This is a genomic window from Amycolatopsis thermalba (assembly GCF_023376025.1).
Taxonomy (GTDB): Bacteria; Actinomycetota; Actinomycetes; order Mycobacteriales; family Pseudonocardiaceae; genus Amycolatopsis_E; species Amycolatopsis_E thermalba.
On the sequence record NZ_CP091196.1, the window covers coordinates 6,457,769 to 6,482,532 of the forward strand.

Sequence of the window (24,764 nt, forward strand, 5' to 3'; positions counted from 1 at the left end):
CCCGATGCTGTGCGTGGCCTCCGGCACCTAGTCCGGCAGGTTCCCGTCGCCACCGAGGCTCGCCACCATGCGGCGCAAGACGTTGACGGTGGTCACGAAGTCGGCGGGGTCACCCCTGGTGCGTCCGCTCGTGGACCCGCGCGTTGCGCGTCCACTCGCCCGGCGCCGGTACGCCTCACCGCTGCCCGCGCCGATCGGCTGGGCGGCCAGTTCCACGTCGGGGTACTCCTCGATCATGAGCCGACGGTAGAAACTCCAGCAAACTTGAGGTCGACGCACGGGATGTGCGGCGGGATTGTCGGTGGCGGGTCGTAGGGTTTCGGGCGTGATGGATTACCTGAGCATCCCGACCGCGAACGGCACGTTCGACGCGATCGCGGCCGGGCCGGCCGACGGCAGGCCCGTGCTGCTGCTGCACGGTTTCCCGGAGGCGGCGATCTCGTGGGAGTACCAGGTCGCGGTGCTGGGCGACCGGGGTTTCCGCGCGGTGGCGCCGGACCAGCGCGGTTACTCGCCCGGGGTGCGGCCGGAGCAGGCGGCCGAGTACGGCGTGGACGAGCTGGTGGGGGACGTCCTGGCGATCGCCGGGGCGCTGGAGTGGTCCCGGTTCGACCTGGTGGGCCACGACTGGGGCGGCGCGGTGGCGTGGTGGACGGCGTCGGAGCACCCGGAGCGCCTGCGGACGCTGACGGCGGTGTCGACGCCGCACCCCGGGGCGTTGAGCCACGCCATGCGCACGGACGAGGACCAGCAGATGCGGTCGCAGTACATGCGGGACTGGCGGTCGAGTTCCACGGAACGCCAGATGCTGGCCAACAACGCCGAGGCGTTGCGGCGGATGTTCGAGTGGAAGGTGCCACCGAGCCGCGTCGACGAGTACATCCGGCGGCTGTCCGAGCCGGGCGCCCTGACCGCGGCGCTGAACTGGTACCGCGCGAGCCGCCCGAGGGCCACCATCGAGAAGGTGTCGGTGCCGACGCTGTACGTGTGGAGCACGGAGGACGTCGCGTTCGGCTCGACGCCCGCCCTGGAGACCGAGAACTGGGTCACCGGGCCGTACTCGTTCCAGATGCTGGAGGACGTGACGCACTGGATCCCGGAGGAGGTGCCCGAGGTGCTGACGGCGTTGCTGCTGGAGCACCTGAACGCCTTCTGACCGGTCCACCCGCCCCGGGGCGAACAGCGTGGTCAGCCGGCTTCCCGCTCGGTGTCCAGCCGGTCCAGGATGGCGCCGAGCCCGAGGTCGAACCGGGACGTGAACCGCCCGGCGGTGAGTTCGCCCGCCACCGCCACCAGGTCCGGGTACTGGTCCGCGGGCAAACCGGCCAAAAACGCGTCCACCTGGTCCAGCCGCTCGCGCCCACCGGGCCCCTTGCCGAACGCGGTCTCCTGGATGGCGAAGCCGACGACGTAGTTGAGGAAGACGATGTAGCCGTGGCTCGCGAGCCGGTCGCCGAAGCCGTGGTCGCGCAGCGCGCCGATGACGTGGTCGGCGAGCCGCAGCCCGTTCGGGCCGAACAGCGGCTGACCCAACAGCAGCCGCGGGGCCGCCGGATGCGTGACCAGGGCGCTGCGCAGCCCGTGGCCGATGTCCTCGAGCTGCTGGCGCCACCCAGCCCGGCGGGACGGCAACCGGCATTCGCCCACCACGTGGTCGACGACGAGCGCGAACAGCTCCTCCTTGCCCTTCACGTGCCAGTACAGCGACGGTGACTTGATCCCCAGCCGGGCCGCCAGCTTGCGCGTGCTGAACTGCTCCACGCCGTCGGTGTCCAGGAGTTCCAGCGCTGCCCGGACTATCCCGGCCCGGTCCAGACGTCCCTCACCGGTGGCGTGCTCCGGCCACGGATAGTGCCAACCCTGCGCGGTCATCATCCCTCCTCGCCGGAGCCTACCATTGCAAGACCACGTCTATCAGTGATAGATAGTCCCTATCGGCGATAGGGAGGGTCTCGTGGTGGAACGACAAGCGGAACGGACGGACGGGCGGGTTGACTGGCTGCCGCTGGCCGGGATCGTGCTCGCGGTGTTCATGCTCATGCTGGACGCGACCGTGGTGACGGTCGCCCTCCCGGCGATGGGCCGGGACCTGGACGGCGGGCTCGGTGACCTGCAATGGGTGGTGAACGCGTACACGATCGCCATGGCCGCCGTGCAGCTCACCGCGGGAGCGCTCGCGGACCGCTACGGGCGGCGCAGGCTGTTCCTGCTCTCGGTGACCGCTTTCGCCGTGGCGTCACTGGCCTGCGGACTCGCGCCCACGGTCGGGGTCCTCGTCGCCGCGCGCGTCACGCAGGGACTGGCCGGCGCGGTCATCTTCGCGACCACGCTCGCCCTGATCGGGCAGTGCTACACGGGCGCGGCACGCGGCACGGCCTTCGCGGTCCGCGGCACGGCCGCCGGCGTCGCCGTCGTGCTCGGTCCCGTTGCCGGGGGCCTGCTGACCGAAGGGCTGGGCTGGCGGTGGATCTTCTTCCTCAACCTGCCGGTCGCGCTCGCCGCCGTGGTCATCGGCTGGATCCGCTTGCCGAGCGTGGAAGAACTCGCCCGGGGACGCCGGATCGACGTCCGCGGACCCGTGCTGTGGGCCGTCTCGCTGGTCTCGCTGGTCTACGCCCTGCTGCACGCCGGTGAACGGGGCTGGGCCGACCCGGAGGTGCTGATCTGCCTCACGGTCGCCGCCGTCAGCCTGGCGGTGTTCCTCGCCGTCGAGCACCGGCATGCCCACCCGATGCTCGACCTGAGCCTGTTCGGCAGCCGCCGGTTCGTGGGCACCCAGATCGGGCCCTTCGCGGTCCAGGGCAGCGTGTTCGCCCTGTTCGTCTACTTCTCCGTCTACTTCACGGATCAGCTGGGCTACAGCGTCGTCGAGACGGGCCTGGCGTTCCTGCCCGTCGTGGCCCCGATCATGGTCGCCGGAGCGGTCGTCGGGGCGGTTCTGGAGCGCATCCCGCCGTGGCTCGGCGTCGGCGGCGCACTCGGGCTCATCGGCCTCGGTTTGCTGCTCATGCTGGGGATCACACGGGACACCGGGTCGGCACACCTGGTCGCCGGCATGATCGTCGCCGGGTTCGGTTGCGGCGTCGCACTTCCCGCGCTCGGCTCGCTGGCGGTCGACGTGCCGCCGAGGCGGATCGGCGTCGCCGCCGGTGTCAACAACACCGCGCTCCAGCTCGGGTTCGCCCTCGGGGTCGCGGTGTACGGCGCGGTGCTGGGTGCCTTCCCGGCCACCGCCTTCGCCGACGGTCTCGACCACCTCATCACCCTCGGCGCCGCGGTCGCGCTGGCCGGAGCCGCCACCACCGCGGCCCTGCTCCGGCGGCCGCGCGCGGCATGAGAGCGGCAGTGCGGCGCCGCGGGTGTGCACGGCGCCGCATCGACACGTCCGGCGTCAGGTCTTGGAGAACTCCGCACTCACGGCGTTCGGGCCGTCGTACTCGCGGTCCGGCAACTGCCGCAGGTGGTCCAGCACGTCGTCCGGCGCACCCTGGCTCTGCGCGTGGTCGACCAGCGCGTCGCGCGTGCACGGGTAGTCCACGCCCGACAGGAACTTCTGCATCTGAATCGGATTCGGGGCCGACACGGTCGAACTCCTTCCTCTGGTGGTTCGTTCGCCCCGGGGGCTACCCACACGCCGGGCCGTCAGTCGTCCTGTTTCGCGGATCGACCGGACGGGAAGCCCGTCCCATGCGCGCGACCATCCTGAACTGCACGTTGAAGCCCTCGCCGGAGCCGTCGAACACCGACGCGCTGGCCGAGGTCGTGGCCGCCGGCCTGCGTGAGCTGGGCACCGACGTCCGGAGCATCCGCCTGGTCGACCACGACATCAAGCCCGGCGTCAGCAGCGACATGGGCGACGGCGACGAGTGGCCCCGCATCCGCGAGGAGATCCTGCGCTCGGAGATCCTCATCATGGCCTCGCCGACCTGGGTCGGGCACCCCTCGTCCCTCGCGCAGCGCGCGATCGAGCGCATGGACGCGATGCTGTCCGAGACGGGCGAGGACGGTACACCGGTTGCATACAATCGCGTCGCGGGCGTGGTCGTGACCGGTAACGAGGACGGCGCGCACCACGTCATCAGCGAGATCAACGGCGCGCTCGGCGACATCGGCTTCACCATCCCCGGCCAGGCCTGGGTGTACTGGAACATGGGTCCCGGACCGGGCCCGAGCTACAGCGACACCGACCACGGCCACCAGTACGTCCACCAGGTGGCCGGCCTGATGGCGAAGAACCTCTACGCGGTGGCCGTCGCCCTGCGCGAGCGTCCGATCCCGGCGGAGATCTCCCGCGGCGAAGACTGACGGCCGCTCTCCCCACACCGTCCAAACGGGACGAATAGTCCGTGACGCAGCTCGCGCGTTACGCCGCTCGGGTGAACGCCGTTCGTGACGCCCCCGGAATTGTCGGACCCCCTGATTAACGTGGCGTTGTCTGAAGGGGGACGAACATGCGAGCAGTCGTGGTGGACGGTCCGGGCGGACCGGAGGTGTTGCGGGTACGGGAGATTCCCACGCCCGAGGTGCGGGACGGCTGGGCCCTGGTGCGGGTCGAGGGGTTCGGGCTGAACCGGTCGGAGCTGATGACCCGGCAGGGGCTTTCGCCGAACGTGCGGTTCCCGCGGGTCCTGGGCATCGAGTGCGTCGGCGTCGTCGTGGACTCCGTGCGGCTGGCGCCGGGAACCACGGTGGCCGCGGTGATGGGCGAGATGGGCCGGGAGTTCGATGGCGGGTACGCGGAATACGCGCTGCTGCCGGAGGATCTGCTGATCCCGGTGGAGACCGATCTGCCGTGGGACGTCTTCGCCGCGCTGCCGGAGACCTACCTGACGGCGTGGGGATCGCTGGCCACGTTCGGCGCGACTTCGCCGGGGCAGAGCCTGTTGGTCCGCGGTGGCACGTCGTCGGTGGGGATGGCGATGTTGTCGCTGGCGCGGGAGCGCGGGCTGGTGACGATCGCGACCACGCGCAACCGGGAGAAGGTGGCGGCACTGGAGAAGGCCGGGGCGTCACACGTCGTGGTGGACGGCGGGGACATCGCCGCCGGTGTTCGCGCACTGTGCCCGGAGGGCCCGGACTACGTGCTGGACCTGATCGGAGCGCCGACGGTGGCGGACTCGCTGCGGCTCGCCGCGCGCGGCGGAACGGTGTGCGTCACCGGCATGCTGAGCGGCGAGTGGTCGATCCCGGACTTCCAGCCGACGGCCGTGATCCCCTCCGGCACGAAGCTGACGGCGTTCCAGAGCAACGACATCCAGGGCAAATCCGGCGGCGAGGCACTACAGGCCATCGTCGACGGCGTGGCGCGCGGCGTGTACCAGCCGAACCTCGACCGGGTCTTCCGGCTGGACGAGATCGTCGAGGCCCACACCTACATGGAGAACAACCAGGCCACCGGCAAGGTGGTGGTCCGCAATGCCTGACCGGACACGCACCGCACGAAACCACCTCCACCGATGGCCCCGGTGGCGAGATTGCTTCCGCCTGCCCGGATCCACGACCAGCGGGGCCCGGCGACCCTCACCGCGACCGCATCGCCCGATACCACCGCGGCGACGTATTCACCGGTGGCTTCAACGACGCCCGCACCACCAGCACATTCGGCTCATCACTGCGCACGAACTCCCCCAGCAACCGCCAACGCCCACACCCAACGGAGAACAACCAGACCACCGGAAAGGTGGCGGTCCCCGGCAGCCCGGATCCACGACCAACCGGGCCCAGCAACCACCCTCACCGCGACCGCATCGCCCGATACCACCGCGGCGACGTATTCACCGGTGGCTTCAACGACGCCCGCACCACCAACACATTCGGCTCATCACTGCGCACGAACTCCCCCAGCAACCGCCAACGCCCACACCCAACGGAGAACAACCAGACCACCGGAAAGGTGGCGGACCGCGGCAGCCCGGATCCACGACCAACCGGGCCCAGCAACCACCCTCACCGCGACCGCATCGCCCGATACCACCGCGGCGACGTATTCACCGGTGGCTTCAACGACGCCCGCACCACCAACACATTCGGCTCATCACTGCGCACGAACTCCCCAGCAACCGCCAACGCCCACACCCAACGGAGAACAACCAGACCACCGGAAAGGTGGCGGACCGCGGCAGCCCGGATCCACGACCAACCGGGCCCAGCAACCACCCTCACCGCGACCGCATCGCCCGATACCACCGCGGCGACGTATTCACCGGTGGCTTCAACGACGCCCGCACCACCAACACATTCGGCTCATCACTGCGCACGAACTCCCCCAGCAACCGCCGGAACGCACGGCCGAAACCCTCCACCCGGCCGGCGTCCACGCCGAACGACCGCGCCAGACCGACGAAGTCCGGCGTGTGCAGGTTGACCCCGCGGTGCGGCAGGCCCTCCCGGTCCTGGTCGAACCGCAGCATGCCGTAACCACCGTCGTCGACGATGATGACCGTCACCGGCAGCGACTCCTGCGCCAGCGTGGCCAGATCGCCGCACCCGTACAGGAACCCGCCGTCGCCGCTGATGCACACCACCCGGCCCGCCCCGGTGGCCGCCGCACCCAGCGCGGCCGGGAAGCCGAACCCGAGCGTGCCCCAGCCCATGGGGTAGGCGAACCGGTGCGGCGCCGCCACGCGGTGGAACCCGCCCGCCCAGTAGCCGGCGATGCACATGTCAGCCACCAGCATCGCGCGGTCGGGCAGGGTCTCTTCCAGCGTGCGCAGGAAATCCGCGGCCTGCGGCTCCTCGCTGCGGATCCGACGGCGCACCTGGTCCGACACCCGCTGCAGTCGCTCGGTCAGCTCCGCCAGCCCGGGCCGCGCCGGCAGGCCCTGCAGCAACTGGGGCACCACGTCTCGTGCGTCGCCGACCAGGGTGATGTCGGGCGGGTAGTTCTTGGCCGCGTCCTTGGGGTCGACGTTGATCACGATGAGCTTCGGCGGCTTGGGCATCAGCCAGTTCTGCGTCATCAGGCCGTCGAAATCCGTGCCGATGCCGAGCACCACGTCGGCCTCGTCCCACAGCGCGCCCACCTCCGGGGCGTGCACGGGGGTCGGCGCGGCACAAGGGTGCGCCGGCGGCAGCAACCCGCGCGCGGCGAACGTCGTGATCACCGGCGCGGCGAGCTTCTCCGCCAGCTGCCCGATCACGGCGCCGGCCTCGGCTCGCACCGCGCCGCCACCGGCCCAGATCAGCGGCCTCGACGCCATCGCCAGCATGCGCCGGGCAGCGTCCAGATCCGCCAGTGCCAGCGCCGGGAAAGCGTCCGTCGGCTCCGGGTCGGCGCCGCGGGAACCGTTGTGCCGCAGGAAATCCGTGGGGATCCCGACGTACACCGGACCGCTCTGCGGCCGCATCGCCAGCCGGGCGGCGCGCAGGACCGTGGGCGCCAGGTCCTCGGGTGTCTCGACGGTGACCGCCGCCTTGGTGACCGGCGCGAACAGCGCGGCCTGGTCGCTGGTCTCGTGCAGCACACCGCGCACCATGCCGGGCCGCCGCAGTCCCGCCGGGATGTCGGTGGCGATCACCAGCACCGGCGAACCCGAGGCCATCGCCTCCCCGACCGCGGCGATCGTGTTCGCCGCGCCCGGCCCGGTCGTCACGATCGCGACGCCGAGCTTGCCGGTCGCCCGCGCGAACCCGTCCGCGGCGTACCCGGCGGTCTGTTCGTGCCGGACGCCGATCAGCCGGAGCGGGCTGTCGGCCAGCGCCTCCCAGATCGGCAGGTTGTGCACGCCCGGAAGACCGAACGCGACCTCGGCCCCGAGCTCGAGCAGCGCGTCCACGAGGTGCTGGGCGCCGGTCTTCGTCACGCCGTCAGAGTATGGCACCCCGTCACCACTGCGGGGGCACGACCTCGTCCTGGGGCGGTGGCCCCGGTGGTGTGCCGTCGCCGAACGGCCGTCCGCCCAGGTCGGCGCGCCCGTGCGGCTCGGCCCACGCGGAAAGGTCCGGACCACCGGGCACGATCCGCGTCGGGTTGACCTGCTCGTGCACCTGGTAATAGTGCCGCTTGATGTGGTCGAAGTCCACGGTGTCGCCGAAACCGGGGGTGGTGAACAGATCCCGCGCATACGCCCACAACACCGGCATCTCGGTCAGCTTGTGCCGGTTGCACTTGAAGTGCCCGTGGTAGACCGGGTCGAACCGGACGAGGGTGGTGAACAGCCGGATGTCGGCCTCGGTGATCGTGTCCCCGACCAGATAACGCTGCCGCGACAACCGGTCCGACAGCTCGTCGAGCCGGGCGAACAGCCGCCGGTAGGCGTCGTCGTAGGCGGGCTGCTTCGTGGCGAAGCCCGCCTCGTACACGGCGGCGTTGACGTCCCGGTGCACCGCGCGGTTGATCTCGTCGATCTCGTCGCGCAGCTTCTCCGGGTACAGATCGGGCGCGCCGTCGCGGTAGTGGGCGACCCACTCGGTGTCCAGGTCGAGCGTGATCTGCGGGTAGTCGTTGGTCACCAGCTTGCCGCTGGGGATGTCCACGATCGCCGGCACGCTGATACCGCCGTCGTAGTCCGGGTCGGCGGCGCGGTAGGCCTCGCCGAGGAACTCGATGCCCAGCACGGGATCGCGCCCACCGGGGTCGAGCGTGAACCGCCAGCTGCGCTCGTCCTGGATCGGGTCGGCGATCGCGACGGACAGCGCTTCCTCCAGTCCCATCAACCGGCGCACGATCAGTGCGCGGCTGGCCCACGGGCACGCGCGGCTGACGACCAGCCGGTAGCGGCCCGCCTCGACGGGCCAGCCATCCGCGCCGTCGGCCGTGATCCGTGCCGTGAAGCGGTTCGGCGATCGCTTGAACTCGCCCCTTTCCGGGTCCGTCGGGATGGTCATTCCCTCAGCGTAGATTGTGCTCCGGGCCGTAGCAGTGCGCGTAGACTCCATGACCCTGGGCACGCAAGCGCCCCGGACCGGAGAGGTGGTCACCGATGCCGTTGATGCCCTTCACCGACTCGATGTTCCTGCTGGTGGAAAGCCGCGAGCACCCGATGCACGTCGGTGGCCTGCAGCTGTTCCAGACCCCCGACGGCGCCGACCACACCTATCTGCGCAGCCTGCGTGAGGACCTGGTCAAGAACACCGACGTCCGCCCGCTGTTCCGGCAGCGGGTGGCCCGCCCGGTGAACACGCTCGGTTACGCGGCCTGGGCGCGCGACGACGATCTCGACCTCGACTACCACTTCCGGCATTCCGCGCTGCCGTATCCGGGCCGGGTCCGCGAGTTGCTGGAGCTGACCTCGCGCTGGCACAGCACGCTGCTCGACCGGCACCGTCCGCTGTGGGAGATCCACCTGGTCGAAGGCCTGCAGGACGGCCGGTTCGCGATGTACAGCAAGGTGCACCACGCGCTGATGGACGGCGTTTCGGCGCTGCGGCACCTGCAGGGCACGTTGTCCGACGATCCGGACGACCGCAGCTGCCCGCCGCCGTGGGGCTCGCGTCAGATGCCGCGCGGCAAGCCGCCGCGTAACGCACGGTCACTGCTGCGCATGGGCACCGGCTCGCTGAAGCAGATCGCGGGAATCGCGCCGGCGGCGGCGAAGGTGGCGCGGGAGGCGTTCCGCGAGCACACGCTGCTGCTGCCGATGCAGGCCCCGAAGACGATCTTCAACGTCCCGATCGGCGGCGCACGCCGGTTCGCCGCGCAGTCGTGGCCGCTCAAGCGGGTGCGCGCGATCGCCACCGCCACCGGGACCTCCCGCAACGACGTGGTGCTCGCGATGTGCTCCGGCGCGCTGCGGGACTACCTCATCGAACAGCGCGCGCTGCCGGACGCGCCGCTGATCGCGATGGTGCCGGTGTCGATGCGCAAGCCGACCGACACCGGTGAGGCGGCGGGCAACCAGATCGGCGCGGTGCTGTGCAACCTCGGCACGGACAAGCCGGATCCGGCGTCGCGGCTGATGACGATCCACCAGTCGATGCGCGAGGCGAAGCGGATCTTCAAGGAGCTGACGCCGCTGCAGGCGCTGCTGCTGTCCGGCATCAACGTGGCGCAGCTGGGCATTTCGCCGGTGCCCGGGGTCGTGACCAACACGCGACCGCCGTTCAACCTGGTGATCTCGAACGTGCCCGGGCCGCGCAAGCAGATGTACTGGAACGGCGCGAAGCTCGACGGCATCTACCCGGCGTCGGTGCTGCTGGACGGGCAGGCGCTCAACATCACGCTGACCAACAACGGGGACAACCTGGATTTCGGGATCACCGGTTGCCGCCGGTCGGTGCCGCACCTGCAGCGGATCCTGACGCACCTGGACACCGCGCTGGAGGAACTGGAGTTCGCCGCGCGCTGACGGTGGCGGGGGCCGTGGGCCGGCCCCCGCCTCTCGCGTCAGGCGACGCCCTCCGGGCTGGCGCCCTCGACCTGGACGCCGCGCGAGGTGATCTCCTCGATGCGGGCGAGGTCGTCACGGGTGAGGTCGAGGTCCGCCGCGGCGACGCTGTCCTCGATGTTGCGGGCCCGCCGCGCGCCGACGATCGCCACGTGGACGCCCGGCTGGTGCAGGGTCCACGCGATGGCGAGCTGGCTGACGGTGGCGCCCTTCTCGGCCGCGAGGTTCTTCAGCTGCTCGACGACCTCGAGGTTCTTCTGGAGGTTCGCGCCCTGGAACGCACCGGACTTGGCGCGCCAGTCGCCGGGCTCGAACGTGGTGTGCGGCGTGAGGGCGCCGGTGAGGAGGCCGCTGCCGAGCGGGCTGTAGACGAGGACGCCGATGTTGTGTTCGCGGCAGTACGGGAGCGGGTCGTCCTCGATGGCTCGGCGGAACAGGTGGTAGGGCGGCTGCAGGGTCTCGACCGGGCGGGTGCGGTCGAACGCGGCCAGTTGTTCGGTGTCGTAGTTGGACACGCCGACGTGGCGGATCTTGCCCTGGTCGACGAGTTCCTGCAGGGCCGAGGCGGTTTCGTCGGCCGGGGTGTCCGGGTCGGGCCAGTGGACCTGGTACAGGTCGATGTGGTCGAGGGCGAGGTGGCGCAGGCTTTCCTCGACGCCCTTGCGCAGCCAGTCGCGGCGGGCGTCGCGGGGCCGGTCGCTGCCCGGGTTGATGCCGCCCTTGGTGGCGATGACCAGGTTGTCGCGGTCGCGCTTCAGCTCGTCGCGCAGGGCACGGCCGAGGAGGGCTTCCGACTTGCCGAAGCCGTACGCCTGGGCGGTGTCGAAGAAGTTGACGCCCAGCTCGCGGGCGTGCTGGATGGCCTGGACGGCCGCGTCCTCGTCGAAGGAGCCCCAGTCGCCGCCGAGCTGCCAGGTCCCGAAGGCGATCCGGGAGACGTCGAGTCCGCTCTTGCCCAAAGTCGTTCTCCGCATGGGTCCAGCACAACACACGGCGAACGAAGCCGCATCGCGGAGCGGGGGAGGTCCTTTGTGGAGCGGGTGGCGGCGGTGGGTGGATGACGGGACCGTTCATCACCCAGCGAGGTTCCCACTCACGCAGGCCCTCCCCAAGCCGGCCGAAGCACCCACCTCACGCGGCGGTGAATGGAGCATTCATCGCCGCGCGAGGTGCACGTCTCATCGGGTTGTTAGTGGCGTGCCAGAGTGGGCTTCTCGTCGGTGGTCCGTTCACTCGACACCGACTGGAACACCCGCCAACACACCGCGAAGGATCGGCCCCCCTCATCCCGAAGCAGCAACGCCCACCTCACCGCGAAGCAGCAACAGACGCCCCACCCCGGAGCACCAAGCCAGCCCACGCGGCAAACCTCAACGCCCCGCCGGCCGATCCGTCGGCCACGGGCGAACCTCCTCGACCAGCCGCGCGACCGCAAGTACCAGATCATCCGAGTGCCGCGGCCCCACGATCTGCAACCCCACCGGCAGCCCGTCCGCCGTGAAACCCGCCGGTACGCTGATCGCCGGTTGTTGGGTCATGTTGAACGGGTACGTGAACGGCGTCCAGTCCGGCCAGCCGCTCATCCCGCTCCCCGGCGGCACCTCGAAACCCGCCTCGAAGGGCGGGATCGCGACCGTCGGGGTGATCAGCACGTCGAACCGGCTGTGGAACTCGCCCATCAGGATTCCCAGCGACGCCCGCTCCGCGTTGGCCGCCAGGTAGTCCGCCGCCGAGTACGTCTTCCCCTGCTCCCACACCCGCCGCAGGCCCGGGTCCACCTTCGCCTCGGAACCGGGCGGGAACGTGTCCAGCCACTGCGCCGCGCCGGTCGACCAGAGCACGTCGAACGCCTCCCGCGGGTCGGCGAAGCCCGGGTCCGTCTCCTCGACCCGCAACCCGGCCTCGTCCAGCGTCGCGACCGCCGACGTGACGATCCGCCGCACCTCCGGATCCACCGAAGCCCACCCCAGCGTCGGCGAGAAAGCCGCGAACAACCCCCGCACGTCCCGCCGCACCGCCTCCCGGTACGCGCCCGCCGGCGGCTCCAGCGCGTTCGGGTCCCGGTGGTCCGGCAACGCGAGCACGTCCAGCAACAACGCCACGTCCGACACCGACCGCGCCATCGGCCCGGCGTGCGACAACGCCCCGAACGGGCTCGCCGGCCACAACGGGATACGACCGTATGTCGGCTTCAGCCCGACGATCCCGCAGAACGACGCCGGGATCCGCACCGACCCGCCACCGTCGGTGCCCACCGACAGCTCACCCATCCCGGCCGCCACCGCCGCGCCGCTGCCGCCACTCGACCCGCCGGGGGTCTTCGCCGGGTTCCACGGGTTGCGGGTCACGCCGGTCAGCGGGTTGTCGGTCACGCCCTTCCACGCCAGCTCCGGCGTGGTCGTCTTGCCGAGCAGGACCAGCCCGTTCTCCCGCAGCCGCGCGGTGACCGGGCTGTCCACGTCCCACGGCTGGTCCGGATCGATGCACGTCGAACCGCGCAGGGTCGGCCAGCCCTGGGTCAGGAACATGTCCTTGATCGAGGTCGGCACCCCGTCCAGCGAGCCGATCGGATTGCCCTCGCGCCACCGCGCCTCCGACGCCTTGGCGCCCTCGCGGGCCACCTCCGGGTCGACCAGGCAGAACGCGTTGCACTCCCTGTCCCGCTCCTCGATCGAGCGCAGCGCGGCCTCGGTCGCTTCGACCGGGCTGATCTCGCCGGTCGAATACGCGGCGACCAGCTCACTCGCCGTCAACAGGGTCATCGGAACTCCTCACCGATCGGACGGCACGTACCCCAGCTGCTTGTCCACGACATTACGAAGAGGGGCGCCAGTCTGCCAGCGGTGGAAGTTGTCCGCGAACACCTCGACCAGCGTGTCCCGCCACCCGATGAAGTCACCGGACATGTGCGGCGAGACCAGCACGTTCCGCATCGTCCACAGCGGACTGTCCACCGGCAGCGGCTCGGTGTCGAACACGTCCAGCGCGGCACCGGCGATCCCGCCGGTCCGCAGCGCCTCGACCAGGTCAGCGGTGACGACCAGCTCACCCCGGCCGACGTTGACGAACCGCGCGGACGGCTTCATCGCGGCGAACGCGGCCGCGTCGAACAGGCCCTTCGTCTGCTCGGTCAGCGGCGCCACGGCGGCGACGTAGTCGTACCCGGGCAGGTGGTCCACCAGCCGGCCGGAGGCGTGCACGTCGCCGAAGTCGGGGTCTCCCGAGCGCGCCCGCCGTCCGGCACCCGCGACGCGCATCCCGACCGCGCGCAGCATCCGCGCGATCGCCCTGCCGATCGGCCCGGTGCCCACGACCAGCACCGACCGCCCGGCGATCCGCTCGGTCTCGCGGTGCTGCCAGCGGCTCGCGCGCTGCAGGTCGAGCGAGGTGTGCAGGTCCTTGGCGAAGGTGAGGATCACCCCCAGCACGTACTCGGCGATCGAATCGTCGAAGACGCCCCGCGAGTTGGTGAGCACGACGTCGCTGTCCCGCATCCCGGGGAACATCACCGGGTCGACCCCCGCGCTGGCGATGTGCAGCCACCGCAGCCGGTTCGCGGCGTGCCACGCGTCGGGCACCGCACGGGAGAGGAAGTCGTAGACGAACAGGGCGTCGGCGTCCCGCAGCGCGTCGGCCAGGCCGGCCTCGCCGGTGTAACGCACCACGGCCGCGGATTCGATGGGCTGCATGGCTGGCGATTCGGTGAGGTTCCGGGCCTGGTCGTCACCGCACAGCACCGCCAGCACCGGTTTCTCCATGCCGATCACCGTTGACACGGTAAGAGCCGGTCGTATGATTGTCAACAATCCGAGGAGCCACCCCGGAGGCTTCCTTCAGAACGTCCCGGAGGCTGAGCCTTGGATTTCGACTTCCCTGTCTTCGACGGGCCACTGGCGCAGCGAGGCATCGGAGTCATCGCACCCTTCGACCTGGCCCTCGAGCGCGAGCTCTGGCGCTGGATCCCGATGGAGGTGTCGCTGCACCTCGCCCGCACCCCGTACGAGCCGGTGCCGGTCAGCATGGAGATGGCGCAGCTGGTCAGCAACCACCAGCACCTGGCCGCCGCGACCCGCGACGTCCTGCACGTCGAGCCGGAGGTGGTCGCCTACCTGTGCACGTCGGGCAGCTTCGTCAACGGCCTCGACTACGAGCGGTCGTTATGCAAGGCGATCTGCGACGCCGGCGCCCCGGACTCGGTCACCACGTCGGGCGCGCTGGCCGAGGTGCTGCACCTGCTGGACGTCCACCGCGTCGCGGTCATCACCCCGTACGACGCGGACCTGACGCAGAGCCTGCACGACTTCCTCGCCGAGCTGAACGTGGACACCGTCTCCAGCGACCACCTCGGGCTCGGCGGCGGGATCTGGAAGGTCAGCTACCGCACGATCGCCGAGCGGATCCTGGGCGCCGACCACCCGGACGCCGAGGCGATCTTCGTGAGCTGCACGAACCTCCCGACGTACGACGTGATCGAACCGCTGGAGGTGGCCCTGGGCAAGCCCGTGCTGACCGCGAACCAGCTGACGATGTGGGCCTGCCTGAGACGCATGGAGCTGCCGATCGTCGGACCCGGCAAGTGGCTGCGCGAAGTGTCCTGAACCCGCTACCGTAGGATTGTCGACAATACTGGAGGTTTGTGCATGGCGACCGTCGGCTTCATCTACCCGGACCACGCCGCGGAGGACGACTACCCGTTCGCCGAGCGGCTGCTGGGCTACCGGATCTCGCTGCCGGTCGAGCACATCTACGGCACCGACCTGCACGCCGTGCCCGAGCTGCTCGACCTGGGCAGCGAGACGCGGTTGGCCGAGGGCGCCGCGCTGCTCGCCAAGCACGAGCCGGACGCGGTGGTGTGGGCCTGCACCAGCGGCAGCTTCGTCTACCGCTGGCAGGGCGCGCACGAGCAGGTGGAGAAGCTGTCGGCGGCCGCGGGCAAGCCGGCGTCGAGCACGTCCTTCGCGTTCGTGCGGGCCGCGCAGGCGCTCGGGCTGACGCGGGTGTCGGTGGCCGCGAGCTACCCGGACGACGTGGCGAAGCTGTTCGTCGAGTTCCTCGGCGCGGGCGGGATCGAGGTCGTCGCGATGTCGAGCGAGGACATCGACACGGCCGCCGAGGTGGGCCGGCTGAGCCCCGAGGCCGTCGTCGAACTGGCGGTGGCGCATGATCACCCGGCGGCCGACGCCGTCCTGGTCCCGGACACGGCGATGCGCACGCTGGGTGTGCTGGGCGCGATCGAGGAGCGGCTGGGCAAGCCGGTGCTCACCGCGAACCAGGTGACGATCTGGGAAGGGCTCCGGCTGACCGGCCAGGTGCCCCGGTGCGAGCAGCTGGGCAGACTGTTCGCAGAAGGCAGGTGAACGATGGCCCTGACCGACATCGAACCGGTGAGCCGGGAGTCGACCGCGGCGATCATCGCGCGGCAGCTCCGCGAGGCGATCATGAACGGCACGTTCGCGCCGGGCACGCAGCTCGGGGAGACCGAGCTGGCCGGCCGGTTCCAGGTGTCCCGCGGCCCGCTGCGCGAGGCCATGCAGCGGCTGGTGTCGGAGGGCCTGCTGCGCAGCGAGCGGCACCGCGGGCTGTTCGTGATCGACCTCGAACCGGAGGACGTGCACGACATCTACTCGGCGCGGTTCGCGATCGAGCGGGCGGCGCTGATCCGGGTGCTGCGGCACGGTGATCGCGAGGGCCTGGCCGTCCGGCTGATGGACGCGGTCGAGGACATGGCATCGGCCACCGACGGGGACGAGGTCTCGGCGGCGGACGTCCGGTTCCACGAAGAGCTGGTGGCGGCGTCGGGGTCCAAGCGGCTCGGCCGGATGGCGCGCACGCTGCTGATCGAGACGCGGATGTGCCTGTCCGCACTGCACCGCACCTACGCGACGAACGAGGAGCGGGTGACCGAGCACAAGCGCATCGCGGAGGCGATCGGCGCCGGCGACGAGGAGCTGGCGGTGTCGCTGCTGGAGGCGCACATGGAGGACGCGGTGCGACGCCTCGCCCCGGGCACGAGCCTGCACGCCTGATTCGTGCCGCCGTAACGGAAAGCCACCGGTCGGCGATCTTCGTTCCGTCCGCGCGCGACGCGGCGTTACGAGGAGGTTCGCGTGCGCGGGTGGCTGTTGGTTGCGCTGTTGGCCTTGTCGGCGTGCACGGTGACACCGCCGCCGGAGCAGCCGGAGGACGCGGCTCCTACAGCGCCGGGGTCCGCGCGACCGCTGCCCACACCCGAGGACCAGCAGCGGTTGGTGTCGGTGATGCTCACCGACGACGACGGGGCACTGCTGGATCTCGATCGCGCCTCCGGGGCGGTGCCGTTCGCCGAGCCGGATGACAAGGGCTACGCGCTCGTCGAGAAGTGCGCCGACACCCTGACCTCCGACGCGAACATCGTCGCGGCCGAGCGCGCACAGTGGCAGAACGAGGACTACGCCGTCACCGAGCTGGCTGTCCGTTACGAAGTGATCGAGGCGTCGGCGGCGGTGTGGGAGGTGCGGATGACTTCCGGGTGCCGGGGCGACGTCGGGCCCGGCCGGATCGTCACCGTGCAGGTCCCGCCCTTCTCGGACATCGACGCCGGGGTCGCGTTCTGCACCATCGGCGAGGACGACCTGTCCCAGTGCGTCGTGGTCGAGGCCGTGGGTGATCTGGCCGTCGCCGCCGAGGTCAAGCAGCTGGGCAACACCAACCGCGCTCGCCTGGGCTCCGCCCAGGTCTTCGTGCAACGGCTGGCCATCGAGCTGGGCCAGCGCCTGGAACGGGCCACGTGAACCGGCCCGCGCCCACCCGGGCCTGACCTCACTCCTCGATCGTCCGGCCGACCACCGCGCCCAGCGCCGTCGCCGCGCCCGCACTGCCCAGCGCCATCCCCCAGCCGATCGGGCCGAGCGGGGTGCAGCCGAAGAACTGGCTCACGCCCGGCGTCTGGATGACCGCCGCGAGCAGCGCCACCGAACCGAGCGACGTCGCCAGCACCGACCGGTTCCAGCCGCCCGTCAGCAGGGTCTGCCCGAGCTGCGTGCCGACCAGCCCGGCCAGCGCGACCGTGCTCGCCCGGCGGCCGCGGCCCGTCGCGCGCGCCAGCATCCACGCGGTCGTCGCGCCGAGGGTCGTCACCCCGGCCCGCACGCCGATGTCCTTCTGCAAGCGCTTCCCGAGCGAGCTCTCCGGCCCTTCCCGCAGCAGGTCGGCGCCGTCCTCGGGCCGCCGCAGCGCGATCGCCAGCGCCGGCGCCAGGTCGGTCAGCAGGTTGACCAGCAGGAACTGCCGCGCCCCGAGCGGGGAACGGCCGGTCAGGGTCGCGCCCAGCACGCTGAACCCGATCTCGCCGAGGTTCCCGCCGAGCAGGATCGCCAGCGCCTCCCGCACCGATGCCCACATCGCCCGGCCCTCGACGAGCGCCGAGATGATGGTTTCCAGCCGGTCATCGGTCACCACCAGGTCGGCCGCGGCCCGCGCGGCCGGGGCGCCGTGCCCGCCGAGCGCGATACCGACGTCCGCGAGCCGGATCGCGGGCGCGTCGTTCGCGCCGTCGCCGGTCATCGCGACCGTGTGGCCGTGTTTCTGGTACGCCTTGATGATCCGCACCTTCTGCGCCGGGCTGCACCGCGCCACCACGTCCACGGTCTCCAAAGTGGACGCCAGCTGCTCGTCGTCCATCGCGTCCAGCTCGGCGCCGGTCACCACGTGCAGGTCGGCGCCGTCCTCGCTGACCTTGCCCGCGATCGCCTCGCCGGTGTCCGGGTGGTCCCCGGTGATCATCACGATCTGCACGCCGGCCGCGCGCAGGTCCGCCGCCGCGGCCGCGGCGCTCCCCCGCACCGGGTCGGCGATCGCCACGAAACCCTTGAACCGCAGGTCCCGCACCGCGTCCTCGTCGAGGTTCGCACTGTCCGGTGTGGACTCCGCGACCGCGAGCACCCGCTGCCCCGCCTTGGCCAGCTTCTTCATCCGCCCGGCGAGCTTCTTCCGCTGCGCCTCGCCCAGATCGCACCGCGGCAGCACCGACTCCGGCGCGCCCTTGACGCTCAGCACCAGCCCGCCGTCGCCCCGCATCAGCGAGGCGTGGTAGCCGCGCGAGGGCTCGAACGGCACCGCGTCGACCAGCTCCCAGCCGTTCGTCTGCACGGAAACCCGTTGCGCGCCTTCGACGATCGCCCGGTCCGTCGCGTGCGGCAGGTCGGACGGGTCGTCGGCGTGCGGGGTCGCCCGCAACGCGGCGAGCAGCACCGACTCGGTCGCCTCGTCCAGGTCCTCGATCTTGCGACGCTGGTGGCCGTCGTCGACCTCGTGGACGGTCAGCGTGCCCTCGGTCAGCGTCCCGGTCTTGTCGAAGCACAGCACGTCGACCCGGCCCAGCGCCTCGATGCTGCGTGGGTTGCGGACCAGCGCGTTGTGCTCGGCGAGCCGGCGCGCGGCGGCCAGCTGCGCGGCGCTGACCAGGAACGGCAGCCCCTCCGGCACCGATGCGACGGCCAGGTTCACCGCCGCGGACAGGCTCTGCCGGAGCGGCACCCGGCGCAGCAGACCGGCCCCGGCGACCGCGACCGCCGACCCGATCGCCAGCGGCATCGCCTTCGACGTCAGCTCGGCCAGCCGGGTCTCGACACCGGTGACCGGCGCGTTCTCGCGCGCCATCGCCATGCTGCGGCCGGCCTCGGTGTCCGCGCCGGTCGCGACGACGACGCCGATGGCCTCCCCGACCGCGATCGTCGTGCCCTCGTAGAGCATCGACGCGCGCTCGGCGACGTCCCCGGCGATCACCGGCGCCGGGTCCTTGGACACCGGCAGGGACTCACCGGTCAGCGACGACTCGTCCGCCTCGACGCCGTCGGCTTCGAGCAGGCGGCAGTCGGCGGGCACGACGTCGCCGGAGGTCAGCTTGATGACGTCGCCGGGCACCAGGTCGTCGGCGCTGACCACACGCTCCCGGCCGTCCCGGATCACGGTCGTGCTGATCGCCGACCGGCTCAGCAGCTCGGCCAGCTGCTTCTCGGTGTGCACCTGCTGGACGCTGCCGACCAGCGCGGACACGCCGGTGATTCCGGCGACGAGCGCGGCGTCCACCGGCGACCCGACCGACGCGGACAGCGCGGCGCCGCCGATCAGGACCGGGGTGAGCGGGTTGGACAGCTCGTTGATGAACGCCTGCATCAGGCTGGTCCGGCCGCCGCTGCCGGTGCCGCGGGCCCTGGCGCGCTTCTGGGCGGCGTCGTCGCTGAGGCCGTCCGGATCGGTGTCGAGGCGGTCCAGCACGACGTCGACCGGCATCAGGTGCCAGGGCGCGGCGTCCCCGGCGAGGCTGGTGTCGCGGTCGGCGAGCCGCTTCGCGCGGCGGTGCGCGTTGGTCAGGGCGACGGCCGCGCCCAGGTTCACCGCCCGCATCGCGCGGTTGGCCGGGCTGCGGCGCCCGGGCTGCAGCGCGGCGACCGCGCCGACGCCGGTCGCGCCCTGCGAGAGCCAGATGCTGTCGCGGTTGACCTCGCGGGCGGCGGCGATCGCGTCGACGACCAGGGCCGCCACGCCGATCTCCTCGCCGATCAGCAGGTGCGCGCCCCACGGCGGCGGGTCGCCGGGGCGCTGCGTGCCGATGCCGCAGTCGGCGGCGCCGAGCGCGCGGCGGTCGTCGGACACCAGCATCACCACGTGCTCGTCGCCCTGCAGCTCGCGCACGGTCGAGACGAGACGGTCGCCGCCGGGCATCAGCCGATCGGCTTCGAACGCGGCGTGGCCGCCGTTGGCGCTGATCACCTCGATGTTCGAGCGGCGCGCGGCGGCGATCACCGCCGCCACGCCCGGCGGCACCTGCCTGCCGAGCCCGATGACCGCGGCGAGCTGCTGGTCGTGCACCAGGCCGAGGACCGCGGCCGCGCCGCGCTTCTCCAGCTGCTCGCGCTCGTGGGCGCCCTGGTCGACGCCCAGCTCGTCGAGCGGGCCGAGGCGCCAGCCGTTGTCTTCGTGGACCTTGCCCGGGGTGTGCGCGTCGAACAGCTGCCACGCGCGTTCGACCAGCTCGCGGGAGTCGCCGTCGCCGAGCGGGATGAGGTCGTTGAGAACCATCCGGCCGGTGTCGAAGGCCTGCTCGTCGAGGACCAGGGTGTCGATGGTGTCCAGGTGGCGGAGCACGCCGCGGTCCATGACCAGCACGCCCTCGGTCGCCAGCACGCGGCCCAGGCGCGCGCCGAACGCGGTGCGCCCGGCCTCGGCGGCCTTGGGCAGCGCGGCCAGGCCGATGCCGATCGCGCGGCGCGGGCGCGTGAACGGCAGGGACACGGCGGCCGCGGCGGCGCCGAGGTTGAGAATGCGCTGCTCGTACTGTTCGACCGGGCCGTCCGGGATCTCGCGCGGGCGCTCGACGACGACCGGGCCGGCGGCGGCGTCCTCCGGGCCGTGGATCAGGCGGCTCTCGGCCTGGCACCACAGCCGTTCGTGCGCGCGGGCCTCGCGCCACTGCTCGGCGCGCTGGATGATGTCGACGATCGTGCCCTCGCCACCGGAGGCCAGGCCCTGCGCGAACGCGCCGAAGGCCGAGGTCGCGGTGTCGGCCTTCTCGCGGCTGCCCACGCGCTCGGCGGCGATCTCGCGCAGGCGCGGGTGCAGGTCGACGACGGTGGGCAGCGCGGCGATCTCGGTCGGGATCGGCGCCCACGGCGCGAGGCGGGTGATGAGGGACAGCCCCAGGCCGAGGGCGTCCGCCGCCAGGGTCGGCAGGAGGCGCGTGCCGCGCAGGCCGTCGGCCGGGTGGTGCAGCTCGTCTTCTTTGATCTCCTCGCCGACGCCGTTGGGGGCGCTCTCGGCCTCGGCGACGACGCGGATCAGCTCGTCGCTGTCCGGGGCGGGGTCGGTCACGCCGATGATCACCCGGGAGGAGGGCGCGTTGACCCGGGCCCACGCGACGCCCGGCTGACGCTGCACGGCCTGCTCGATGCGCTGCGCCACGGCTTCACCGCCCGGCCCGTGCACCCCGTGCGCCTCGATGTGCAGCCGGCCTGGGCAGGACCACACCCGGCGGCGGGGCCTGCTCAGCGGGGACAACACCACCCCGGCGAGGCCCTTCACCGCCGACACCGGACCGGGCACCCGGACACCCAGCAACTCCATGAACCACTCCCGCACCTCGACTTCTCAGGTGCCTGGGTTGCCCATTCCGGGTGAAGATATGCCTGCCGCCGCAGGTCGGCCCCGGGTTCCCCGGCCAGGCCGGGAGGCGCTGCCGACTCGCGCCCAGGCGGCGAGTTGCCCACTCAGGAGCGCGAGTTCCACGTTCGAGACGGCGAGTTGCCCGCTCGGGGCGGCGAGTTCCACGTTCGGGACGGCGAGTTGCTCACTCGGGGCGGCGAGTCCGCCGACGCGGCACCGCCCGGCCCGGCCGGTGGCGGGCGGGCCCGGCAGACCGAGCAGCGCCGGACGGCAGGCCGGACCGCGCCTACCGCCGCGCGGCGGCGGGTGGCAGAGCAGGCAGCGCCGGCCGCCGCGCAACGTTCGGTGGCCAACAGCACCTACCGCCGCGCAGCGCCACGTGCAGACCAGCCAGCACTACCGCCGCACAGCGGCGGCGGGCCGCGCCGCGCGGGTCCCAGGCCGGAGAGCGCCTACCGCCGCGCAGCGGCGGTGGCAGGCCGGGCAGCGCGAGTCACAGGCCGGGCAGCGCGAGTCACAGGCCGGGCAGCGCGAGTCACAGGCCGGGCAGCGCGAGTCACAGGCCGGGCAGCGCGGGTCACAGGCCGGGCAGCGCGGGTCGCAGGCCGGGCAGCGCGGGTCGCAGGCCGGGCAGCGCCTACCGCCGCGCGGTGTCGGCCACCTGCCCCGCCGTGCGGCGGGTGCCGCCTGCCATCGGGGGCGACAGGCGGCACCCGCGATCAGGCGAGCGCCGCCGTGATGGCGGTTCCCAGTTCGGTCGTCGTCGACTTGCCGCCCAGGTCCGGGGTGGCCACCTCGCCGGCCGACAGAACCTCCTCGACCGCCCTGTGCACCGCCGCCGCGGCTGTCTTCTCGCCGAGGTGCTCCAGCATCATCGCGCCCGCCAGGATCTGCGCCACCGGGTTCGCGATGCCCTGCCCGGCGATGTCCGGGGCACTGCCGTGCACCGCCTCGAACATCGACGGGAACTCGCCCTCCGGGTTGACGTTGCCGGACGGCGCCATGCCCAGCCCGCCCGTCACCGCCGCCGCCAGGTCGCTCAGGATGTCGCCGAACAGGTTCGACCCGACGACCACGTCCAGCCGATCCGGGTGCTGCACCATGCGCGCCGCCAGCGCATCGATGTGCGTCTGTTCGCTGTGGACGTCCGGGTACTCCGCCGCGATCTCGGCGAAGATCTCGTCCCAGAACGGCATCGTGTGGATGATCCCGTTCGACTTGGTTGCCGAACACACCCGCCCGCTGCGGGTCCGGGCCAGCTCGAACGCGAACCGGATGATCCGCGACACCCCGGCCCGCGTGAAGATCGACTCCTGCACGACGAACTCGCCCGGCTGCCCCGGGTTGTGCCGCCCGCCGATCTGGGAGTATTCGCCCTCGGTGTTCTCCCGGACGATCACCATCTCCAGCTCGTCGGCCTCCCGGCCGGCCAGCACCGACGTCGTCCCGGGCAGCAGCCGCACCGGCCGCAGGTTCACGTACTGCGCGAACGCCCGCCGGATGGGGATCAGCAGCCCCCACAGCGACACGTGGTCCGGCACCCCGGGGAACCCGACCGCGCCGAGCAGGATCCCGTCGAACGGCCGCAACTGGTCGATGCCGTCCTCCGGCATCATCCGGCCGGTCTTGGTGAACCGCTCGCAGCTCCAGTCGAACTCCGTCCACTCCAGACGGAACCCGTGCAGCTCACCCGCGCGGTCGAGGACCTGGCGCGCCTCGGCGGTGACGTCGACCCCGATGCCGTCACCGGGGATGCTCGCGATCCGGTAGGTGCTCACAGGCTCACCGCGATGTACTTGGTCTCCAGGAACTCGTCGATGCCGACGGTGCCGCCCTCGCGGCCGAGGCCGGACTGCTTGACCCCGCCGAACGGCGCCGCCGGGTTGGACACGATGCCCTGGTTCAAGCCGATCATGCCGGCCTCCAGCGCCTCCGACACGCGCAGCGCCCGCTTCAGGTCATTGGTGTAGACGTAGCTGACCAGGCCGTACTCGGTGTCGTTCGCGGCCGCGACGGCCTCGTCCTCGTCGTCGAACACGCTGATCGGCGCGACCGGGCCGAAGATCTCCTCGCTCGCCATCCGCGCGTCCCGCGGCACCTCGGTCAGCACCGTGGCCTGGTAGAAGTTCCCCGGACCGTCCACAGTGGTCCCGCCGGTGAGCACCTTCGCGCCGCGCGAAGTGGCGTCGGCGACCAGCTCGGTCACCTTCGCCACCGCGTCGGAGTCGATGAGCGGGCCGACCACCACGCCCGGCTCGGTGCCGCGGCCCAGCGGCAGCGCGGACATCCGCTCGGTCAGGCGCCGGGCGAACTCGTCGGCGACCCCGCGCTGCACGTAGAACCGGTTGGCCGCGGTGCACGCCTCGCCGATGTTGCGCATCTTGGCCTGCATCGCACCCTCGACCGCCGCGTCCAGGTCGGCGTCGTCGAAGACCAGGAACGGCGCGTTGCCGCCCAGCTCCATCGACGTGCGCAGCACCTTGTCCGCGCACTGTTCGAGCAGCTTGCGGCCGACCGCGGTGGACCCGGTGAACGACAGCTTGCGCGCCCGGCCGTCCTTGATCATCGGCTCCATCACGCCGCCCGGGTCGCTGGTGGTGACGACGTTGAGCACGCCCGCGGGCAGACCGGCCTCGGTCAGGATCGCGGCCAGCGCGAGCATCGACAGCGGCGTCTGCTCGGCCGGCTTGATCACCATCGTGCAGCCGGCGGCGATCGCCGGACCGATCTTGCGGCCGCCCATCGCCATCGGGAAGTTCCACGGCGTGATCAGCAGGCACGGCCCGACCGGCTGCTTGGTGACCAGGAACCGGCCGGACCCGTTCGGCGCGACCTGGTAGCCGCCGTCGATGCGCACGGCCTCCTCGGCGAACCAGCGGAAGAACTCGGCGGCGTAGGCGACCTCGCCCTTCGCCTCGGCCAGCGGCTTGCCCATCTCCAGGGTCATCAGCAGCGCCAGCTCGTCGACCCGCGAGTTGAGCAGTTCGTAGGCGCGGCGCAGGATTTCGCTGCGCTCGCGCGGCGCCGTCTTCGCCCAGTCGGCCTGGGCGGCGACCGCGGCGTCGAGGGCGGCCTTCCCGTCCTCGGGCGAGGCGTCGGCGACCTCGCAGAGGACCCGGCCGGTCGCGGGATCCTCGACGGCGAAGGTCCGTCCACCGCTCGACGGGACCCACTTCCCGCCGATGAACAGCTCCTTGCCGACGGCGTCCACGACACCCGATTCGGTCAGCTCGCCCATCAGTCCTCCTGATCAACCTTGCGCCTGTCCACGGGCCATGCTAGACAGATTGTCAACAATCT

Annotated in this window: 20 protein-coding genes; 9 read left to right on the forward strand and 11 right to left on the reverse strand. The window is 71.7% G+C overall.

Annotated features, from left to right (window positions below):
* Positions 1-27 precede the first annotated feature (27 nt).
* Entirely contained in the window at positions 28-237 is a 210-nt protein-coding gene (locus tag L1857_RS31370) for a hypothetical protein (RefSeq protein WP_116110701.1), read from the reverse strand.
* 88 nt (positions 238-325) lie between these two features.
* Here L1857_RS31370 and L1857_RS31375 point away from each other — a divergent pair, with 88 nt between their 5' ends.
* Positions 326-1,156: an alpha/beta fold hydrolase gene (locus L1857_RS31375; RefSeq protein ID WP_094006050.1), complete on the forward strand. Its 831-nt coding sequence runs from the start codon at positions 326-328 to the stop codon at positions 1,154-1,156.
* Between the two features lie 32 nt (positions 1,157-1,188).
* Here the strand turns inward: L1857_RS31375 and L1857_RS31380 are convergent, their stop codons facing one another.
* Positions 1,189-1,872, reverse strand: coding sequence for a TetR/AcrR family transcriptional regulator C-terminal domain-containing protein (locus L1857_RS31380; protein ID WP_158224440.1), 684 nt, complete (start codon positions 1,870-1,872; stop codon positions 1,189-1,191).
* 82 nt (positions 1,873-1,954) lie between these two features.
* Here L1857_RS31380 and L1857_RS31385 point away from each other — a divergent pair, with 82 nt between their 5' ends.
* Positions 1,955-3,337, forward strand: coding sequence for an MFS transporter (locus L1857_RS31385; RefSeq protein WP_116110702.1), 1,383 nt, complete (start codon positions 1,955-1,957; stop codon positions 3,335-3,337).
* Positions 3,338-3,391: 54 nt separating this feature from the next.
* Here L1857_RS31385 and L1857_RS31390 read toward each other — a convergent pair whose 3' ends face one another.
* Complete coding sequence (locus tag L1857_RS31390; RefSeq protein WP_094006047.1) at positions 3,392-3,583, reverse strand: DUF2795 domain-containing protein; 192 nt, start codon at positions 3,581-3,583, stop codon at positions 3,392-3,394.
* Between the two features lie 104 nt (positions 3,584-3,687).
* Between L1857_RS31390 and L1857_RS31395 the strand changes: the two genes are divergently transcribed.
* Together L1857_RS31395 and L1857_RS31400 are read left to right on the forward strand one after the other, a co-directional pair.
* Positions 3,688-4,305: a flavodoxin family protein gene (locus tag L1857_RS31395; RefSeq protein WP_116110703.1), complete on the forward strand. Its 618-nt coding sequence runs from the start codon at positions 3,688-3,690 to the stop codon at positions 4,303-4,305.
* A 146-nt stretch (positions 4,306-4,451) separates the two neighbouring features.
* Positions 4,452-5,423: a zinc-binding dehydrogenase gene (locus L1857_RS31400; RefSeq protein WP_162831049.1), complete on the forward strand. Its 972-nt coding sequence runs from the start codon at positions 4,452-4,454 to the stop codon at positions 5,421-5,423.
* 735 nt (positions 5,424-6,158) lie between these two features.
* Here the strand turns inward: L1857_RS31400 and L1857_RS31405 are convergent.
* The gene (locus tag L1857_RS31405; RefSeq protein ID WP_115944516.1) at positions 6,159-7,802 is read right to left on the reverse strand and encodes a thiamine pyrophosphate-binding protein; all 1,644 of its coding nucleotides are present in this window, start codon (positions 7,800-7,802) and stop codon (positions 6,159-6,161) included.
* Positions 7,803-7,824: 22 nt separating this feature from the next.
* On the reverse strand, positions 7,825-8,826 hold the full coding sequence (locus L1857_RS31410) for a glutathione S-transferase family protein (protein ID WP_094008642.1): 1,002 nt from the start codon (positions 8,824-8,826) through the stop codon (positions 7,825-7,827).
* Between the two features lie 95 nt (positions 8,827-8,921).
* Between L1857_RS31410 and L1857_RS31415 the strand changes: the two genes are divergently transcribed.
* Complete coding sequence (locus L1857_RS31415; RefSeq protein WP_094008641.1) at positions 8,922-10,286, forward strand: WS/DGAT/MGAT family O-acyltransferase; 1,365 nt, start codon at positions 8,922-8,924, stop codon at positions 10,284-10,286.
* A gap of 38 nt (positions 10,287-10,324) precedes the next feature.
* On the opposite strand, the gene L1857_RS31420 is transcribed toward L1857_RS31415, so the two are convergent.
* From L1857_RS31420 to L1857_RS31430, 3 genes are all read right to left on the reverse strand, one after another.
* Positions 10,325-11,299: an aldo/keto reductase gene (locus L1857_RS31420; RefSeq protein ID WP_116110707.1), complete on the reverse strand. Its 975-nt coding sequence runs from the start codon at positions 11,297-11,299 to the stop codon at positions 10,325-10,327.
* A gap of 396 nt (positions 11,300-11,695) precedes the next feature.
* Entirely contained in the window at positions 11,696-13,087 is a 1,392-nt protein-coding gene (locus tag L1857_RS31425) for an amidase (RefSeq protein ID WP_094008639.1), read from the reverse strand.
* Between the two features lie 9 nt (positions 13,088-13,096).
* Complete coding sequence (locus L1857_RS31430) at positions 13,097-14,083, reverse strand: D-2-hydroxyacid dehydrogenase (RefSeq protein WP_429728447.1); 987 nt, start codon at positions 14,081-14,083, stop codon at positions 13,097-13,099.
* Positions 14,084-14,182: 99 nt separating this feature from the next.
* On the opposite strand from L1857_RS31430, the gene L1857_RS31435 reads away from it, so the two are divergent.
* From L1857_RS31435 to L1857_RS31450, 4 genes are all read left to right on the forward strand, one after another.
* Positions 14,183-14,923, forward strand: coding sequence for a maleate cis-trans isomerase family protein (locus L1857_RS31435; protein WP_116110709.1), 741 nt, complete (start codon positions 14,183-14,185; stop codon positions 14,921-14,923).
* Between the two features lie 42 nt (positions 14,924-14,965).
* Complete coding sequence (locus L1857_RS31440) at positions 14,966-15,682, forward strand: maleate cis-trans isomerase family protein (protein ID WP_094008637.1); 717 nt, start codon at positions 14,966-14,968, stop codon at positions 15,680-15,682.
* Positions 15,683-15,685: 3 nt separating this feature from the next.
* A complete protein-coding gene (locus L1857_RS31445) occupies positions 15,686-16,351 on the forward strand; it encodes a GntR family transcriptional regulator (protein ID WP_094008636.1) in 666 nt (221 codons plus the stop codon).
* Positions 16,352-16,432: 81 nt separating this feature from the next.
* Positions 16,433-17,095: a hypothetical protein gene (locus L1857_RS31450; RefSeq protein WP_094008635.1), complete on the forward strand. Its 663-nt coding sequence runs from the start codon at positions 16,433-16,435 to the stop codon at positions 17,093-17,095.
* Between the two features lie 28 nt (positions 17,096-17,123).
* Here the strand turns inward: L1857_RS31450 and L1857_RS31455 are convergent, their stop codons facing one another.
* The 3 genes from L1857_RS31455 to L1857_RS31465 all read right to left on the reverse strand — a co-directional run bounded on the left by L1857_RS31455 (position 17,124) and on the right by L1857_RS31465 (position 24,702).
* Entirely contained in the window at positions 17,124-21,425 is a 4,302-nt protein-coding gene (locus tag L1857_RS31455; protein ID WP_249467131.1) for an HAD-IC family P-type ATPase, read from the reverse strand.
* A gap of 758 nt (positions 21,426-22,183) precedes the next feature.
* Positions 22,184-23,242, reverse strand: coding sequence for a tartrate dehydrogenase (locus L1857_RS31460; RefSeq protein ID WP_094008633.1), 1,059 nt, complete (start codon positions 23,240-23,242; stop codon positions 22,184-22,186).
* A complete protein-coding gene (locus tag L1857_RS31465; protein ID WP_094008632.1) occupies positions 23,239-24,702 on the reverse strand; it encodes an NAD-dependent succinate-semialdehyde dehydrogenase in 1,464 nt (487 codons plus the stop codon). Before L1857_RS31465 ends, L1857_RS31460 begins: the two co-directional genes overlap by 4 nt.
* Positions 24,703-24,764 lie beyond the last annotated feature (62 nt).